The 16,340-nt window shown below is 59.4% G+C and carries 12 protein-coding genes, 1 tRNA gene and 1 pseudogene; 5 read left to right on the top strand and 9 right to left on the bottom strand.

The genetic code is table 11. From position 1 onward, the window contains the following. Positions 1–76: 76 nt before the first annotated feature. From C1896_08390 to C1896_08370, 5 genes are all read right to left on the bottom strand, one after another. Positions 77–1,069 carry a succinylglutamate desuccinylase gene (locus C1896_08390; GenBank protein ID AZZ47582.1) on the bottom strand — a complete coding sequence of 331 codons (993 nt, stop codon included), beginning with the start codon at positions 1,067–1,069 and terminating at the stop codon, positions 77–79. A 10-nt stretch (positions 1,070–1,079) separates the two neighbouring features. Beyond that, a complete protein-coding gene (locus tag C1896_08385) occupies positions 1,080–1,367 on the bottom strand; it encodes a topoisomerase II (protein ID AZZ44921.1) in 288 nt (95 codons plus the stop codon). 69 nt (positions 1,368–1,436) lie between these two features. Continuing rightward, complete coding sequence (locus tag C1896_08380) at positions 1,437–2,657, bottom strand: aspartate aminotransferase family protein (protein AZZ44920.1); 1,221 nt, start codon at positions 2,655–2,657, stop codon at positions 1,437–1,439. 118 nt (positions 2,658–2,775) lie between these two features. Continuing rightward, entirely contained in the window at positions 2,776–3,471 is a 696-nt protein-coding gene (locus C1896_08375; protein AZZ44919.1) for an enoyl-CoA hydratase, read from the bottom strand. Positions 3,472–3,602: 131 nt separating this feature from the next. Then, on the bottom strand, positions 3,603–4,907 hold the full coding sequence (locus tag C1896_08370; protein ID AZZ44918.1) for a DUF3391 domain-containing protein: 1,305 nt from the start codon (positions 4,905–4,907) through the stop codon (positions 3,603–3,605). Between the two features lie 225 nt (positions 4,908–5,132). Between C1896_08370 and C1896_08365 the strand changes: the two genes are divergently transcribed. From C1896_08365 to C1896_08355, 3 genes are all read left to right on the top strand, one after another. Continuing rightward, positions 5,133–5,222, top strand: a tRNA-Ser gene (locus tag C1896_08365). Positions 5,223–5,909: 687 nt separating this feature from the next. Further along, entirely contained in the window at positions 5,910–6,278 is a 369-nt protein-coding gene (locus tag C1896_08360) for a sulfurtransferase (GenBank protein ID AZZ44917.1), read from the top strand. A 133-nt stretch (positions 6,279–6,411) separates the two neighbouring features. Next, a complete protein-coding gene (locus C1896_08355; protein ID AZZ44916.1) occupies positions 6,412–7,533 on the top strand; it encodes a mechanosensitive ion channel protein MscS in 1,122 nt (373 codons plus the stop codon). A gap of 45 nt (positions 7,534–7,578) precedes the next feature. On the opposite strand, the gene acs is transcribed toward C1896_08355, so the two are convergent. Next, positions 7,579–9,537 carry an acetate--CoA ligase gene (gene acs, locus C1896_08350; protein ID AZZ44915.1) on the bottom strand — a complete coding sequence of 653 codons (1,959 nt, stop codon included), beginning with the start codon at positions 9,535–9,537 and terminating at the stop codon, positions 7,579–7,581. A gap of 254 nt (positions 9,538–9,791) precedes the next feature. Between acs and C1896_08345 the strand changes: the two are divergent. Next, positions 9,792–11,136 (top strand): annotated as a pseudogene (locus tag C1896_08345) (DUF2254 domain-containing protein). Positions 11,137–11,424: 288 nt separating this feature from the next. Then, a complete protein-coding gene (locus tag C1896_08340) occupies positions 11,425–12,627 on the top strand; it encodes a formyl-CoA transferase (GenBank protein ID AZZ44914.1) in 1,203 nt (400 codons plus the stop codon). Between the two features lie 133 nt (positions 12,628–12,760). Here the strand turns inward: C1896_08340 and ihfB are convergent, their stop codons facing one another. The 3 genes from ihfB to C1896_08325 form a co-directional block, all read right to left on the bottom strand. Continuing rightward, on the bottom strand, positions 12,761–13,045 hold the full coding sequence (gene ihfB, locus C1896_08335) for an integration host factor subunit beta (GenBank protein AZZ44913.1): 285 nt from the start codon (positions 13,043–13,045) through the stop codon (positions 12,761–12,763). A 447-nt stretch (positions 13,046–13,492) separates the two neighbouring features. Beyond that, on the bottom strand, positions 13,493–15,154 hold the full coding sequence (locus C1896_08330) for an ATP-dependent RNA helicase (GenBank protein AZZ44912.1): 1,662 nt from the start codon (positions 15,152–15,154) through the stop codon (positions 13,493–13,495). 406 nt (positions 15,155–15,560) lie between these two features. After that, positions 15,561–16,310, bottom strand: a complete 750-nt coding sequence (locus C1896_08325; protein AZZ44911.1) for a spermidine synthase — start codon at positions 16,308–16,310, stop codon at positions 15,561–15,563. Positions 16,311–16,340: the final 30 nt, after the last annotated feature.

Genomic DNA, 16,340 nt, shown 5'->3' with positions numbered 1-16,340 from the left:
CGCCGAATCGAAGCGAAAGCCAAATCTTCTTCGCGTTGAGACAGGTGTGCCGTAAAGCGATCAAATAGATCGCAGCTCAGTCACGTGGAACGACGATCAGCCCGGCACGTTCGCCGATCGCAACATCCGATAACGGAAACAGGATCCTCGCATCCTGCTCCTCTGCCAGCCAGCGCACACCTTTCTCGTCCTCCGCCAGCAGAGTGCCGGGCGACAGCGGGGCAAAGTTCTGGATATCAGCAGGGAGCCGCAGAACGAACTGATCACTCTGCTTGATGATTTCACGCGCCAGCCGAAACTTCAGCAAGGGCCGATGGTGCGACTCGTCCCGTACCGGTTCAACCGCTTCGATCCAGCCCCGAGCGGTCTGCAGGAATTCGTCTAGACACTGAGGCCATACGCCCTCTGGGGCTTCGGCCATTTCCAGCGTAAAAGCCTCAGCTCCATGTCGCGTCGCCGTGTAAGCACTGAAGGTTCCGGAAGGCTTTTCCTGAAATAGCACTGCATCGACCGCAGCGTGCTGAAGACGTGTCAGGCTTTGCGGGGCGACTTCGCGACCGTCTACCCAAGGGCAGACGGCGAACTGCGGCAGCACCGATGCACGCATGGCCGAGTGCAGGTCGTAATGCCAGCGCCGACGGCCAGGCTCTTGGAAAAACGCTGCAACCCACTCCTCCAGCTGCGCCGCGCGGCGCGTCTCGTCGCCAGGTTCGCTCGCCGCGTGCTTGCCACAAAAAAGCCGATTCAGATCCTGACCTAAACGACGCACGCCCTGCCGCATCGCGGGCGGGTTGCAGAACAGCAACAACAGCCGCGCGCGGGGGCGAATCTCGTTGCGCGCGATCGCCCGTATCAAGAGATCCAGTAGCTCAATCGGAATCACTTCACAGCCATGCACGCCCGCCGATAGCACCAGATCAAGCCCCAGATCCTGACCGCGCGCCGGAGTGACCTCTAAGGCACCCTCTCCCAGCCATTGCAGCCGGGCCCCGCCATCAGTGAACTGGACGCTCTCCGCCGGCACCTCACCCGAAACCGTCAGCGCCAATAGCCGACCCAGCGTCGGCATTTCGGAGCCGTCAGTGGTCGTGGTTACAGTCTGGACCATGAACGTGCTCATCCTCGCCGGACTCAACCGGCTCCATCTCAAGCTCAAGGCTGACCAAGTTGGTCGCCAGCGGACGCAGCAGCAGATTGGCGTACTCAGTGTCGCCGTCCTCCACGTCGACACCGATCATCAGCTGGTTGTTGCCGACTTGCTGAATCCAGACCTCCCGACCCTGCCACATCACGGCAAAACGGGTGCACGACGTCTCAAGCTGGGTGCCGTCTACGTCTTCAAGGATCAATTGCAGGCTGTCGCTCATACTCAACACTCTCGATAAGGAAAAAAAGGCAGGACAAATCTCTGCCCTGCCGGTTTCAAAGCCTATGCCTCAGGCCTGGCTCAGTTTTGCCGCAGCACGCTCAAAACGGGCCAGCCCTTCAGCGATATCGGCCTCTTCGATGATCAAGCTAGGGGCCAGGCGGATCACATCGGGTCCGGCCTGCAGGATCATCAGCGCTTCGCGCTCAGCCGCATCGAAGATCTCGCGCGCGCGACCTTTCCAAGCGTCATCAAGTACACAGCCGATCAGCATGCCCATTCCGCGGACCTGGCTGAACAGGCCATGCCGCCGGCCGATCTCCAGCAGACCACGCTTGAAGCGCTCGTGCCGTTCCTTCACGCCGTTCAGCACCTCCGGCGTGTTGACAATATCGACCACCGCCTCGGCCACGGCGCACGCCAGCGGGTTGCCGCCGTAGGTGGTGCCATGAGTACCCACGCTGAAATGCGCAGCGATCTCATCGGTGGTCAGCATCAAGCCAATCGGAAAGCCGCCGCCAAGGCTCTTGGCATTGGTCAGGATGTCCGGCGTGACGCCATAGTTCATGTAGGCGTACAACTCGCCGGTACGGCCCATACCGGTCTGGACTTCATCGAAGATCAACAACGCGTTGTGCTGGTCACACAATTTGCGAGCACCTTCCAAATAAGCCTGATCAGCGGGCACAACACCACTTTCGCCCTGAATCGGTTCCAGCACCACGGCGCAGGTCTTGTCCGAAATCATCGCGGCGAGCGCATCGAGATCGTTATAGGGGACGTGGCTGATCCCCTGAATCTTGGGCCCGAACCCATCGGAATATTTCGGCTGGCCGCCCACCGTCACGGTAAACAACGTCCGGCCGTGGAAGCTGTTGATTGCGGAGATGATCTCGCATTTCTCCGGCCCGTGGTTGTCATGCGCGAAGCGGCGCGCCAGCTTGAAGGCCGCCTCGTTGGCCTCGGCGCCGGAGTTGGCGAAGAACGCCCGGTCGGCAAAGGTCGCTGCAGTGAGCTTTTTGGCCAGACGCAACGCCGGCTCATTGGTGAAGATGTTGGAGATGTGCCAGAGCTTGCCAGCCTGTTCGGTCAGCGCTGCTACCAGCGCCGGATGGGCATGACCGAGCACATTGACGGCAATGCCACCGGTAAAGTCGATCAGCTCTCGCCCGCTCTGATCCCAGACTCGTGAACCCTGGCCACGCACGGGAATGAAAGCGGCGGGTGCGAAAGTGGGAACAATGACCTGGTCGAAATCAGCGCGTTCTACCGGGGTATGCGGGGCGGACATCAGGACTCTCCTGGGAGGCGACACGAATAGGAAATAAAACGCCCCGCCATAGCGGGGCGTTGCATGCGCAGTTTAAACGCAGGCCCGCCAGCAATGGGCGGCCCGGCGAAAATTCTCTTCAGGACACGACTGAATGCTGCTGGTCGAGTTCAATGGCCCGTTCCAAGGTTTCGAGCAAGGCCTTGCGTGCCTTGAGCTTGGTGTTCTTGTGCGCGGTCATGTTGATCTTCTTCAACTGGGCCGCCGCCGCTTTGGCGGCATCCATCAGCTCACTGGCCGGGACTATCTTGTCGAGGAAACCCGCCTCGACTGCAGCTTGCGGACTAAAGATCTCACCGTTGATCACCGATCGCTGAAAGGCAGGCTTGGTTAAACGGTCTCGAGCCAGTTCGATACCCGAATGGTGCATGGTCATACCGATCTGTACCTCATTGAGGCCGATATTGAACGCGCCTTCGACACCAATGCGGTAATCAGACGAGAGCAGCAGGAAGGCGCCTTTGGCAATCGCGTGCCCCGGACAGGCCGCGACGATCGGGAAAGGATGAGCCAGCATTCGCAGCGTGAACTTCGAGCCCGTCGTCACCAGCGCAATGGCGTTCTCCGGCCCGGAGGTCATGACCTTGAGATCATAGCCACCGGACAGGATGCCCGGCTGGCCAGTGAGGATCACCACGGCGCGGTCCTGCTCGGCGCGGTCGAAAGCCGCATTGAGCGCGTCGAACATGGCCGGAGACAGAGCGTTGACCTTGCCGTTATTCAGCGTCAGCGTGGCGATACCGTCTTCGAGTTCGTAGGAAACCAGATCACTCATGATGAATATTCCTTGTTAAAAGTTCGCAGACGTTACCCAGCAGAACCCAAGAGGTAAAGCATCGTGACTGACCGACAAGTCATGGTTCGCAACCTTCGCTGGACGGGCGTCAGCGGGAAAAGCGAGCACGGTCAGTCGTCGACAGGCTCCGGCTCGAGCTCAAGGACAGCAAGCAGTTCGGGATGCAGGATCCTCTGCAATTGCGGATCAGCAATAAACAGTCCGTAGGACCCATCCGGGATCCCGCTACTGATCCGATATGGCGTCCCATCGGCATCGACAGTCAACTGGGACAGATCCAGATAACGAGGCTCGCAAGGCGTCTTGTTCGAACTCCGTAACACGACCACCTTCGGCCTGAGGTGCAAATGTGGGTGTTTCTCGAGCACCAACCCGACCTCACCCGTGTGCAGTTCCACCAAAGTTCCGACCGGAAACACGCCGAGCCAGCGGATAAATTCATGCACCAATGCTTCGTCAAACTGCTGCCCGGCACTGCTGCGCAACACGTCATACGCCGTCTGGATCGGGCGTGCGTCGTCGTAAGCTCGATGACTGGTAATCGCATCGAAGGCATCAACAATGGTGATCACCCGGGTCGTGAACGGGATTTGGTAATGCGCGAGCCCTTGCGGATAACCCTTTCCATCCAACCGTTCGTGATGGCCGTGCGCCGCCTGAATCGCAGCGGCAGGAATGTCTTCCTGGCTGCACAAGGCCTGATAACCAAACGTCGGGTGCAACTTGATGTGCTGAAATTCTTCCTCGGTCAGCTTGCCTGGCTTGTTCAGGATCGTCGGGTCGATTTTCATCTTGCCCACGTCGTGCAGCAGCCCAGCGATGCCCAATAGCTCGATCTTATCGTCGGCCAACCCAAGGTGCGTGCCAAATCCCATGGCAAGAATGGATACAGAAAGGCAATGCAGACTTGTATAGAGATCTTGTGACTTCAGGCGCGTCAGCCAGAGCATGGCGCTTTCGTTACGAAGCATGCTTTCGAGGTTTCGCTTAACCAGTGCCTGACAGGCCTTAGTATCGATCGCCCGCCCTTGCTGGACGTCCAGTAGCACCTGGTCCAGAACCAAGCTGCTGCTGAGATAGGCCTCCCGTGCTTCCTGCACCTCAAGCGAGAGCGGAATGCGGGTCATCTTGCGCGTCACGCGCAGCGGAGTCGCCGTTGGCACAATCATTTGGCCCTGATCGATCAGCACGCGCCGTGTGTCGTCAACGAACACGTAATCACAGCGTTCGCGCACCGCGTGGATATGCTCCAGCTTAAGCAGGGGGAACCCTTGAAAGAGAAAGTCTGTCTGCCGCCACGGGCGATCCAGCTCGCAGATATACATCCCAAGCTCTAAGTGGCTGACGTGCAGACGACGCTTGGTGGCGATCTCTACCACCTCCGGCCGTTTACGCTTTGTTTTGAATAACTTCATCAAAGCCTTTCCTGGCTCTCAATATTCACCACGCATGATTGCGCACAGGCACAGCATTTCTTTGTAGTTCGAACCCTAGAGCAACGATAGGTTCATTGCCACGCGCGCCTGTCGGGATTTCCAACAAACCCTTAAGCGCATGAAAAAACTAAAAAAGTTTTTGCCATCCGCATGCTCTTCCGCTACATTAGCGCGCCTCGAAGGACATCGCGTCTTTCGAGACCCGGTGAGGTGTCCGAGCGGTTGAAGGAGCACGCCTGGAAAGTGTGTATACGAGAAATCGTATCGTGGGTTCGAATCCCACCCTCACCGCCAGATCAAACACAAAGCCCCGCCTGTCGGGGCTTTGTCGTTTCTACCGCAAAGAATCCGTCCAGAATCGCGCTCAGCTGCCGGTCATAGGCCACGTCCTTCACCAGGATGAGCGCAGCGCTGAACGGCCCCACCGCTACCTTAGTGTTTCGATTCCACCCGTATTTGAAGCTGCAAAAAAATAGACGTTTCCAATCGAGTCAGTAGCCATTTGAGTTGGCGATGCGGCAAGCGAACATCCCGAGTGGCTTCTGCCAGGCCATGGAGCAAAAGCCTCGTCCCGACGACGCCCCGAATAAAACCAGCGTCAGCGGCAGACCAGGTGCACCAGCGCTCTAAACCGAACCGCCCTGACAGGCAGAGTGCCCCGCGGCGAAACCAGGCCACCTGCCCGCTCGCCCGCGAACCGTCGCCCGAACGACAAAGTTCGGAACATCCTCATCATTTTTTCATGGCCCGCATATTGCTTTGTTTAAGCTGAAGCTTAGACCAGAACTCGCCAAGCTAGCGACCGCTCTGTAACGGCTAAATTGCTCCGCCAGAACAATCAGAAAAATCAAAAGGCCGCCATCATGTTTAAACACAAAAAGGTCAGGCAGGCTACGATGATCCTGTTCGCCACCGCGGTGATTCTGATCCTGCCGAACCTCACTCGACTGATCAGCTAAGACTGCAAGAATGAGGGAACCAATGAAAAATCTGTACCGACTGTTGATTGTAATGATGGCAACGGTAACGGCCACTGCAGCCAATGCTGCCCAGGTCGATCAGTCTGCCGCGTTGAAAGCCTTGCAGCGCACGAACACCGTCTTGATCGACGTGCGCACCGAACAGGAGTTCGCCGAAGGCGCCCTACCCGGAGCAACACGTATCGAGACGGAGAATCTTGCCGAGCGCATCGCCGCGATTGCTCCGGACAGAGATGCTCCCGTAGTCCTCTACTGCCGTAGCGGCCGCCGAGCGGAAGCCGCGCAGGATCTGCTTCAGGAGCTGGGCTATAGCCAAGTGATCAACGCTGGCGGTTATCAGGATCTGAACGGGCTCGTGCCGCTTCGCTGAGAGCACGCGCCCTCACCGCGCCCCATCCTCGTTTCGCCTACCCTTATCGTGGGAACTAATGCGCCGCAGTGGCTACTGAAAAAGGAGCCACTGCTTAAGCGCTTGGTCACGCATACCGGGAGGAAACCACTTGATGAATTGGGATGTGGTGTTGAACGAAGGTCTTTGGATCAACATCGCCATAATTGCTGGCATCACGATTGCCAGCTATCTCATCCTGCAGACCATCCTGCGGATCATAACCAACCGCCTTCGCAAGATGGCAAAGGGCTCCAGAAGCGGTTTCGTTGGCCTTGCCGCGGAGATGCTCAGCCGCACCAGCCACATACTGCTGATTGCCCTATCGCTGCTGATCGCCCTCAAGGTCGTTGAGCTGCCAGAACGGTGGGAAACGGCGATGTCCCATGGCTGGTTCATCGCGCTGGCGTTCCAGATTGCACTGTGGATGGATACGGCCGTTCGCCTGTGGATGGAAAGCCTGACTCACGACGGCAAAGCTCGAAACCCAGTCACTACGACGATCATCGGGATCATGATCCGGATCGTGATCTGGACGATGATGCTGCTCTCGATCTTGGCGAACCTGGGCGTCGACATCACGGCTATGGTCGCCAGTCTTGGCGTAGGCGGTATCGCCATTGCCCTTGCGGTACAGACGCTGCTCAGCGATATCTTCGCTTCGCTGTCGATCGGCGTCGACAAGCCCTTCGAGATCGGCGACTTCGTCGTCTTTGGTGCAGTCGCGGGGAATATCGAGCACATCGGGCTGAAGACGACACGAATTCGCGCCCTCAGCGGCGAACAGATCGTCTGTTCCAATGCCGAGCTGCTCAAGCAGACCCTGCACAACTACAAGCGCATGAACACGCGCCGTATCGTGTTCAAGTTTGGCATTACCTACAACACACCGTCGGACAAGGTGCGCGAAGTCTCGGCGCTGGTGAGGCGGATCGTTGATGGTGTGGAGAATGCGAACTTTGACCGGGCGCATTTCCTTGCCTTCGATGACAGCCAGCTGACGTTCGAAGTCGTGTACATCATGCAGGTTTCGGACTACAACGCCTACATGGACGCCCAGCAAGAGATCAACCTGCAGCTGCTCGACGGCATCCGTGAGATGGGCCTGCAATTCGCCTTCCCGACCCGCAGTGTCGAGTTCATCGGTGGCAGCTTTCCCGAGGTGACGGTTGCCGGTGTCCCGAAGGAAAAACCCGCCGCCAACGAGGAGTCGGAACGCTCGCTGACAAATGGCTGACAGTCGGTGGCGGCGACCGGCCGAGAGCCGATCACCGCCGACCGCTCAACTCATCGGACGCATTTGCTTGTGGGTTTCGATCAGCTGCGGCACTACGCCCGGATCAGCCAAGGTCGAAATATCCCCCAGTGCGTCGTGTTCGTCTGTGGCGATCTTGCGCAGAATGCGGCGCATGATCTTGCCTGAACGCGTCTTGGGTAAGCCCGGCGCCCACTGGATGACATCGGGCACCGCAATCGGCCCGATTTCCTTACGGACCCATTGTTGTAATTCCTGGCGCAACTGATCCGAAGCCTCCTCACCCGCCACTAGCGTCACGTACACATAGATGCCTTGCCCCTTGAGCGGATGCGGCACGCCAACCACCGCTGCCTCGGCCACTTTGCGGTGGGCGACCATCGCGCTTTCGATTTCCGCGGTGCCCATGCGATGTCCGGAAACGTTCAACACATCATCGACCCGCCCGGTGATCCAGTAGTAGCCGTCCTCATCACGGCGGGCGCCATCGCCAGTGAAATACATGCCGCGAAAGGTCTTGAAGTAGGTATCGACGAAGCGATCATGGTCTCGATAGATGCTGCGCATCTGCCCAGGCCAGGAATCAAGGATGACCAGATTGCCCTCCGTTGCCCCTTCGAGCAGGTTGCCGAGATTGTCCACCAGGCCGGGCACTACGCCGAAGAAGGGGCGCGTTGCGGAGCCTGGCTTGAGTGCGGTCGCGCCTGGCAACGGGCTGATCAGAATGCCGCCCGTCTCGGTTTGCCACCAGGTATCGACGATCGGGCAACGCGATTTGCCGACCGTCTCGTAATACCAATGCCAGGCCTCAGGGTTGATCGGTTCCCCCACAGTACCGAGCAAGCGCAGACTAGACCCATCAGCCCCCTCCATCGCAGCCGGACCTTCGGCCATCATCGAACGAATCGCAGTCGGCGCGGTGTAGAGGATATTCACCTGATGCTTGTCGATGATCCTGGCGATTCGCGTGACATCCGGATAGTTGGGTACACCCTCGTAGATCAGGGTGGTGGCGCCGTTGGCCAGTGGACCGTAGATGATGTAACTGTGCCCGGTGATCCAACCGACGTCGGCGGTACACCAATAGACCTCACCAGGGCGGTAATCGAATACCCGCTCGTGGGTCAGGGCCGCGTAGAGCAAATAACCACCGGAGGTATGCAGCACGCCCTTTGGCTTACCGGTGGAACCCGAGGTGTACAGGATGAACAGGGGTTCTTCCGCGCCCATTTCCTTCGGTGCACAAACATCCCCAGCCACGCGCATCAGGTCTTCGTACCAGATGTCGCGATGCGGGTGCCAGCGGATGTCGCCGCCAGTACGCCGCACCACAATGATCTTCTGCACGCAGTGCGTCTGCGGGTTGGTCAACGCCTCATCCACATTGGCCTTCAGCGGCACCTTTTTCCCACCACGGAGCCCTTCATCGGCCGTGATCACTACTTTGGAATTGCCGTCGATAATCCTTCCGGCTAGGGCTTCCGGCGAGAAACCACCAAAGACCACGGAGTGGATAGCGCCGATACGCGCGCAAGCCAGCATCGCCACGGCGACCTCGGGAACCATCGGCATGTAGAGGGTGACCACGTCGCCCCGATGCACGTCCTGTCCGCGCAACGCGTTAGCAAACTTGCTCACCTCGTGATGCAGCTCGCGGTAGGTGATTTCGCGGTGATCTGCCGGATCGTCGCCCTCCCAGATGATCGCAATCTCATCGCCCCGGGTTTCGAGATGGCGGTCCAGGCAATTGGCCGAAACGTTCAGGGTGCCGTCGGCGAACCATTTGATATCGACATGGTGGTCGTCAAAGGACGTCTGTTTGACTCGGGTAAACGGCCTGATCCAGTCGATACGCTCGGCCTGCTCGCGCCAGAAGCCGTCAGGATTGACCACCGACTGTTGATACATGGCTTTGTAGGTGGCTTCATCGGTCAGCGACTGGGCCGCCACCTCTGGACTTACCGGATACAGGGACGCAGCACTCATGGCGAACACCTCATTCGTCGGTCTTGTTATCGTCTCGAATAACCTGCCTCACAGGCGAACCATACGAACCAAACCAAGCGCCTGAGCGACTTCACGTTCGAGCTACACGGGGCTAATAGCGTTCCAAAGACGTTAAGCCGTCGCGGAACACATCGCTGCTATAGAGCATAGACGCTTCGGCCAAGGCGTACTCCCTCCCGCTCCGTGGTCATATACCTGCCAGGGCCAAACGCCCGTCACGCCAGGTCTTAGTCATGTCTGCGCCAGCTAATGTGTTCTTTCGTGCGGTCAAACGCGTAACCGAAAGCATCGCCTTTTACCCAGTCCTGATTCCCGCAGTTTATGCGGTGCTGGCCATGTTGGTCTTGGCGTTCGAGTCGACCAGCCTTGCCCCCGCCCTTCGCGACAGGCTGCCCCCCCGGGTTGGTCGATGCAGACAACAGCCGGGAGGTTCTAAGCACGCTCATTACCGGCATCATTTCCCTTACCGTCTTCAGCTTCTCCATGGTGATGGTCGTGCTCAATGGTGCCGCGGCGCGCCTGTCACCCCGAGTGCTGCCCGGCCTCGTTAGCGATCTGCGCAACCAAGTGATACTGGGCATCTATCTGGGCAGCATCGTCTATTGCCTGATGATGATCGGCACGCTGAACGGCAAAGCTCCAGCAAGCGTGCCTGCACTCGGGCTACTGCTGGCACTGGTGTTCGGCATGTTTTGCATGGCGCTATTCGTCGTTTTCATTCGCTCGGTCTCGCAATCAATTCAAGTCGAATGGATCCTCAGCCAGCTCTACAACGACGCATCGGCCAATCTAAAGAAGCGCAAAAACCGCATCGCGGGCGTCGCTGACATTCCCGACGCCACCGACTGGTGGTGCCTGCCCGCAGCTCGACCGGGTTACCTGCGCGAGGTAAACGAACGCCGCCTGGGAAAGGTGCTGTGCAAGCACAACCAGACTGCAATGATTCAGGTAGAACCGGGTTTCTTCCTGATCGAAGGGCATCCGCTGATCAAGCTCAGCACCCGGCTAAGCGACACAGAGGCAAACGAAGTGCTCGATTGCTTCGACTTTCACGACAATGAATTCGCCGGCGCCAACGTCTCCTACGGCATGCGGCAGATTTCGGAAATCGCGGTCAAAGCGATCAGCCCAGCGATCAACGATCCGGGCACGGCGATGCGGGCGATCAATCTGCTCGGCGTATTGCTAAAACGGCTTGGCGGCGTACCCCCGTTTGACGTCGGTTGCTGCGATGGAGGTCGTCCACGGCTTTTCTATCCGCAGCTCGAGATGCCCCGCATGCTGCAAACCATCATCGCGCCGATCCGCATCTACGGTGGCCATGACCCGCAGGTGTTAGTCACGTTGTTGCAGTGTCTTAAGAACGCGCTGCATGGCAACCCGAGCGACGCGCAGCGGGAAGCGCTTCATGACGAAATTCGAGCCCTGCGCGACGACGCCGATGCCAAGGTGGGAAACCCGCTTGACCGTCAAGCGATAAACGAAGTGATCGAGCGCGTGGCGGAACTTCAGATCAGACAGCCGGCCGTAGCGCTTCTGCCGATCGACCGGGAGCGCCAAACAAGACCAACTGACTAGCACAGCCTGGTTCGGCTCGGCGGGCGCCTCTTTCAAAGGCTGGTATTGGAGCTCCGCGAACTGAGCGAGTGGCCGGTGCGGCAGGCGGGGTAGTCACTGCGCCTGGTTGGCCTCTTCGGCTGCCTAGTCAGATCGGACCGACTTGCCCTTTTGCCGGTCTGCAAGCGACGCGATGTTTCGATCGTCTCTCCTCCGTTTCGAAAGCCTTCCATGGCTATTCCGTAATTGCCCCCAGGGTGCCGCTCGGTCATCCTTCGAAGACAAAACGGCCGGGCATAAGGTGTTGCGATGAACGAACAGAATGAGAACAGCTTGCCCCTTCATGGCCTTAAGGTCATAGAAATGGGCCAGCTGATTGCCGGCCCCTTTGCCAGCAAGATGCTCGGCGAGTTCGGTGCCGAGGTGATCAAGATCGAGCCGCCGGGCATTGGCGACCCGCTGCGCAAATGGCGCAAGCTCAAGGACGGGACGTCACTCTGGTGGCACGTCCAATCGCGCAACAAACAGTCCCTGACGCTGGATCTGAAAGCCGCCGAAGGCCAGGAGATCGTCCGTCAGCTAGTCGCCGAAGCCGATGTGGTGGTAGAGAACTTCCGCCCCGGCACGCTCGAAGGTTGGGGTCTGGGCTGGGATGAACTGTCGAAGCTCAATCCCCGCCTCATAATGTTGCGCATCTCAGGCTACGGCCAGACCGGCCCCTACCGTGACCTGCCCGGCTTTGGCGTCATTGGCGAAGCCATGGGCGGCCTGCGCCACCTCACCGGCTATCCCGGTCAGCCCCCAGTGCGAGTGGGCGTCAGCATTGGCGACTCGCTGTCCTCGCTGTATGGCGTGATCGGGGTGCTACTCGCCCTGCAGGAGCGAACCCGCAGCGGTAAAGGCCAGGAAATCGACGTGGCGCTCTACGAATCGGTATTCGCCATGATGGAAAGCCTAGTGCCCGAATACGACGCCTTTGGGTATGTCCGCGAGCCGGCCGGCAGCGCTCTGCCGGGCATCACGCCATCCAACTCCTATCTGTGCAAGGACGGCGCATACGTCCTGATTGCCGGCAATGGCGACAGCATCTACAAGCGCCTGATGACACTGATGGGCCGTCAGGACCTGGCCGACGACCCACGCTTCGCCCACAACGATGGTCGCGCCTTGCACGCTGAGCTGATCGACGCGGCGATTGGCGAGTGGACCGTTCAACACAGTCGCGATGAGGTCATCGAAGCATTGAAGGAAGCCCGCGTCCCGGCCGGCTATCCCTACACGGCCGCCGATATCGTCAAGGATCCACATTACCTGGCCCGGCAGATGATCGAGCAGGTACAGACTTTCGCCGGGCCGCTAAAAGTGCCGGGCGTGCTCCCCAAACTCAGCCGCACCCCTGGCCGCATCGGAGCTGGCGGCCCGCAGCTTGGCGAGCACACCGAGGACGTACTGGCTGGGCTCGGTCTATCCGACGAACAAGTCCGAGGGCTGCGCGAGCGGGGAGTCATCTGAGCTCGCCCTTCGCCATGGTGCGTGCCTCCTGCAGCAGCTCATGGCGTGGCTGTCGGGGGGGCGGGCTTATAGCAAAGCTCGAAGCCCGCAAACATTCACGTCGGGCCACAGCTACCTGCGACGACTACCTTGGCTACTCGTCTTCATTAACCCGATCACGCAACTCCTTCCCCGGTTTGAAATGCGGGACGAATTTGCCATCAAGCGGGACGGACTGGCCTGTTTTGGGGTTTCGGCCGACGCGGGGGGCGCGGTAGTGGAGGGAAAAACTGCCAAAGCCGCGAATTTCGATGCGGTCGCCGGTGGCCAGTGCCTGGGCCATCTGTTCGAGCATGGTCTTGATGGCCAGCTCAACATCCTTGGACGAAAGAAGGCCTTGTTGGGTGACGATACGTTCGATCAACTCCGACTTGGTCATGGTTTTCCCTTCGTTTTCAAGCGGCTAGATCAATTAGGTTGCGCTCGTTTGTAGCATGTTGTTCAGAGTTTGAACAGCCTGAACGTTTGGGTCAGGTTTTTGAATGTAGTGCAGGGTTGGGACGTTTAGCTTTTGGCTCGCGGTAGGGTGAAGCGCGATTCACCCTACCCTTCCGCCAGCGGTACGAGTCGTTCCGGGGGCGACGGGTTTCATTCGCGTGGCACAATCCAGCCGAAAACCGGGCAATTACCGTAGGGTGGATGACGCTTTTTTAATTCACCGTAAGCCACTGCGGTGGCGTCGACTTGCTTGGTGGATCCGTGAAGCGTGATCCACCCTACCGTTCTCGCTTCAACGAGCTGAACGCCAAAAAAAAGGGTGGACCGAAGTCCACCCTTTCTATTTCTGACGAGGCCTAGCCTCATCGCGTGCCGCTAGATCCAAGCATCAATCTTCGCGATAGCGGCGCAGCTTGAGTTGCTTGCCGCCGACACGGGTGTCCTTGAGTTTGCCAAGCAGGCGCTCCAGACCCTCTTCCGGCAGCTCGACCAGGCTGAAGCTGTCGCGCACCTGGATGCGGCCGATGTCTTCGCGGGCCAGACCGCCTTCGTTGAGGATGGCGCCGAGCAGATTGCGCGCGGCGATGCCGTCGCGGGCACCCAATGCTGTACGGCAGCGGGCGCGACCTTCGGCCAAGGGAATCGGTGCACGACGCTCACGGTCGCCGCTACGCTCAGGACGATCGGAGCGCTCACGCGGGCTACTGGTCGGGACCAGCGGCTGCTCTTTTTCCACTTCAGCCAAGGTCAACGCCTGGCCGTTAGTGGCCTTGCGCAGCAGCGCAGCGGCGAGTGCGCGCGGGCTGCAACCGATATCCGCGACCAGCTTGTCGAGCAGTTCGCCATGACTGGCTTCGGCATCCGCTACCAGCGGTGAAAGACTGTTGGTGAGCTTCTTGATGCGCGCCTCGAGCACTTGCTGACCGTTCGGCAGGCGGGCTTCGGCTACTTTCTGGTTGGTTACACGCTCGATGACCTGCAGCATGCGGCGCTCACGCGGGGTGACCAGCAGCAATGCGCGACCTTCACGACCGGCACGGCCAGTACGACCGATACGGTGTACGTAGGACTCCGGATCGTAGGGCATGTCCACGTTGAATACGTGAGTAATACGCGATACGTCCAGGCCGCGAGCAGCAACGTCTGTGGCGACCACGATGTCCAGACGACCGTCCTTGAGGGACTCGATCACGCGCTCACGCTGGTTCTGGGCGATGTCGCCGTTCAATGCCGCAGCCTTGTAGCCCTTGGCTTCCAGCGCGGCCGCCAGGTCGAGGGTGGCTTGCTTGGTACGCACGAAAGCGATCAGCGCGTCGAAGTCTTCGACCTCCAGGAGGCGCAGGACAGCTGCGATCTTCTGGTCGGCATGAACCATCAGGTGCGCCTGCTCGATCCGAGCGACGGTCTGGGTCTTGGTGGCGACTTTGATGTGTTGCGGCTCGCGCAGGTGCTTCTCGGCGATGGCGCGAATGGAATGCGGCAGGGTCGCAGAGAACAGCACGGTCTGGCGACCTTCCGGCATGGCTTCGAAGATGACCTCCAGATCGTCCATGAAGCCGAGCTTCAGCATTTCGTCAGCTTCGTCGAGTACGAGGTACTGAATGGTGCCGAGCAGTGCGCTGTTGCGGCTCAGATGATCGACCAGACGGCCGGGCGTCGCGACGATGACCTGCGCACCCTGGCGAATGGCCTTGAGCTGCGGCCCCATCGGAGCGCCACCATAAACTGCAACGACGGTAAGGCCGGGCATCTGCTTGGAATAGGTTTCGAAGGCGGTGGCGACCTGCAGGGCCAGTTCGCGAGTTGGCGCGAGAATCAGCGCCTGCACTTCCTTACGCGCGGGGTCGATCTTGGACAGGATGGGCAGCGCGAAGGCTGCGGTCTTGCCGGTACCGGTCTGGGCCTGACCGATCATGTCGTGGCCGCCGAGAATTACCGGAATAGCCTGGGTCTGGATGGCCGAAGGCTCTTCGTAGCCGACTGCGATGACTGCAGCGAGTACGGAGGGATGAATACCGAGTGCGGCAAAGCCGCCGATTTCTTGGGTCATGGGTCTTTTCCTGATGCTCCGCAAAGACCCATGTTCCGAAGCTGCGCATGCCATGCAAAACCCGAAGGTCACCCTGGCAGCCTGGTCGGCGGGGTTTGCGAAAACGTAATGAATGATGAATCGTCAAGGACAGCCGCGAGAAGCGGACAGCAGCCGAAGCAGCGCTTCGTGTGTTGCAGTACCTGAACGCAGGCTGTGTTTCAGCCGGCGCGTACTATACCGGATTTCTGTGACGCTGTGCGTGCAATTTGTCTTCGGAGTTAGGTTCGTAAGGGCGGCGAGGCGTTGCCATATGGAAGCCCGACCCTGTCTGGATTGGATCTGTTTGGGCTGGCCTGGCTTTCAGCGAAGGCCCGACCTCCGGGGCAAGCTTTTGGCTGTTGGGCCGCCCGGAGATTGTCTGTGCTCAGCTCGCCGGCCGTAGCGCATTGATCAACGAGTCCAGCGTGTAGCCCAATCGCGGGGCCAGCGCAGCGGCGCGCTCGCGCAGGGTCGCCTCGTCGAGTAGCTGATCCAGATCCGCAGGCACGAACAAGACGACGTTGCCCTCCTTTACCGGGCACTCCCAATAGTGACGATGAAACAGGCCACGAAGCAGCGCCGCACCTAGCGGCTTGTCCTCGTCGGTGCCCCACTGGTTGATGATCAGCCAACCATCCGGATTCAGCTTCTGCTGGCAGCGCTCAAGAAAACGCCACGCCAGATGCGCGGCGGCCGGGCCCACATCTGTGTAGAGGTCGACGAAGATCAGATCAGCGGTCTCGGCCGAATCGAGCAGCTCCACCGCATCGCCAATGCGGATGTAAAGCCGTGAATCGTTCTGCAGGCCCAGATAACGCATCGCCAGCTCAGGCACGTCCGGACGCAGCTCGATGGCCTCGACGTCTTCCAGTGGTAAGAATTCAAGGCATGCCTGGGTCAGGGTGCCAGCGCCTAGCCCGAGGAACAGGGCAGTTTCCGGCGCCGCGTGCAGCAGACCGCCCATCAACATGGCACGCGTGTAGTCATACTCAAGCCAGCTCGGGTCGCGGGTGAACGTGCAGCTTTGCTCGACCGCAGCGCCAAACTCGAGAAACCGGTAATCCCCCACTTCCAGCACACGGATCAGACCGAACGCATCATGCACCTCGGCCAGCAACACTTCCTGCTTGTCCACTGCGCTTCTCCCAAACCTATCGGTGCATCT

The sequence above is a fragment of the Pseudomonadaceae bacterium SI-3 genome (genome assembly GCA_004010935.1).
Taxonomy (GTDB): Bacteria; Pseudomonadota; Gammaproteobacteria; order Pseudomonadales; family Pseudomonadaceae; genus Stutzerimonas.
The sequence above is the reverse complement of the archived record's forward strand: the minus strand, read 5'-3'. Positions and strand labels throughout refer to the sequence as shown.

Excerpts from the sequence above, each read along its gene's own strand:
- C1896_08390 (AZZ47582.1), bottom strand. The coding sequence starts at position 1,069 with ATGCCGACGCTGGGTCGGCTATTGGCGCTGACGGTTTCGGGTGAGGTG.
- C1896_08385 (AZZ44921.1), bottom strand. The coding sequence starts at position 1,367 with ATGAGCGACAGCCTGCAATTGATCCTTGAAGACGTAGACGGCACCCAG.
- C1896_08380 (AZZ44920.1), bottom strand. The coding sequence starts at position 2,657 with ATGTCCGCCCCGCATACCCCGGTAGAACGCGCTGATTTCGACCAGGTC.
- C1896_08375 (AZZ44919.1), bottom strand. The coding sequence starts at position 3,471 with ATGAGTGATCTGGTTTCCTACGAACTCGAAGACGGTATCGCCACGCTG.
- C1896_08370 (AZZ44918.1), bottom strand. The coding sequence starts at position 4,907 with ATGAAGTTATTCAAAACAAAGCGTAAACGGCCGGAGGTGGTAGAGATC.
- C1896_08360 (AZZ44917.1), top strand. The coding sequence starts at position 5,910 with ATGAAAAATCTGTACCGACTGTTGATTGTAATGATGGCAACGGTAACG.
- C1896_08355 (AZZ44916.1), top strand. The coding sequence starts at position 6,412 with ATGAATTGGGATGTGGTGTTGAACGAAGGTCTTTGGATCAACATCGCC.
- acs (AZZ44915.1), bottom strand. The coding sequence starts at position 9,537 with ATGAGTGCTGCGTCCCTGTATCCGGTAAGTCCAGAGGTGGCGGCCCAG.
- C1896_08340 (AZZ44914.1), top strand. The coding sequence starts at position 11,425 with ATGAACGAACAGAATGAGAACAGCTTGCCCCTTCATGGCCTTAAGGTC.
- ihfB (AZZ44913.1), bottom strand. The coding sequence starts at position 13,045 with ATGACCAAGTCGGAGTTGATCGAACGTATCGTCACCCAACAAGGCCTT.
- C1896_08330 (AZZ44912.1), bottom strand. The coding sequence starts at position 15,154 with ATGACCCAAGAAATCGGCGGCTTTGCCGCACTCGGTATTCATCCCTCC.